Source organism: Paraburkholderia kururiensis JCM 10599 = LMG 19447 (assembly GCF_003986935.1).
GTDB classification, from domain to species: Bacteria; Pseudomonadota; Gammaproteobacteria; order Burkholderiales; family Burkholderiaceae; genus Paraburkholderia; species Paraburkholderia kururiensis.
In genome coordinates, this window is record NZ_RJZE01000102.1 from 1 (window position 1) to 992 (window position 992).

The window sequence follows — 992 nt, forward strand, 5'->3', positions numbered from 1 at the left end:
TGGCTGGAGCTCGCCTCGGGCGTGCTCGGCCGTGCCGGCCACCGCTGCGAGGTTTTCCGCAGGGGCCACGCCCTGACCGTCGCGCTGGGCGGACAGGCCTGGGATCTGGTGATCCTGGGCCGCAATGCGCGCGACATGTCCGGCGACGCGGTGCTGCGGTGGATCCGCGGAAACTGTCACGCGAACCTGCCGGTGCTGGTCACGACGGCGCGCGCGACACCGGGCGACGTGGCGCACTTCCTCAACGCCGGCGCCGACGACTATGTGATCCGGCCGGTCGACCCCGACATCCTGGCCGCGCGCGTGTCGGCGCTGCTGCGCCGCGGTGGCGGGAACGGGGCGCCGGCCGCGCGGCTGGAATACCGGGATTTCCTGTTCAACCTGAAGGAGGAGCGGGCGTACCGGCGCGGGCAGTACGTCGCGCTGTCGCGCAAGCAGTTCGCGCTGGCCATCCTGTTCTTCCGGAATGCCGGCCGGCCGCTGTCGCGGACGTACCTGTTCGAAACGGTGTGGGGCCGCACGCACGGCGACGTGCTGACGCGCACGGTCGACACGCACGTGTGGGCGGTGCGGGCCCTGCTGGGACTGCGCCCGGAGAACGGCTATCTGATCGTTCCGCTGTATGGCTACGGCTACCGACTGGAGGATCTGGCGCGGAAGGGGGCGCCGCTGGCGCGGGCGGAGGGGCGTGGTGTCCTGCCGGGTGACCCGCGCAGGGCCGCGCGTGCGCTTACCGCCAGCCTGGCCCTGCCGGCGGCGGTACCGGGCCGTGCGCCGGAGCCACGTGGATGAACGCGCGCGCATGGCGCGACGGTCATGCGGTGAGCTGGCTGCTGGTGGCCCGGCGCGCAGTCCGCCAGCCTGGTGGAGCAGCCCCCTGAATCTCCGGACACAGTCTCCCACTTACAATAGCGGGTAGGCATAAGACTGTGTTTTTGACTAACAACAAGCAAGAAGTGATGGAAGTGTTGGCGGGGCCGGAGCGCCGGCGG

General features: G+C 71.0%; 1 protein-coding gene. It reads left to right on the forward strand.

All coding sequences use genetic code 11. The annotated features are described in order from the left end of the window. Nucleotides 1-792: response regulator transcription factor (locus tag PKKP23_RS33440; protein WP_138721059.1), on the forward strand; the 792-nt coding region annotated here is incomplete at its 5' end. Nucleotides 793-992: the final 200 nt, after the last annotated feature.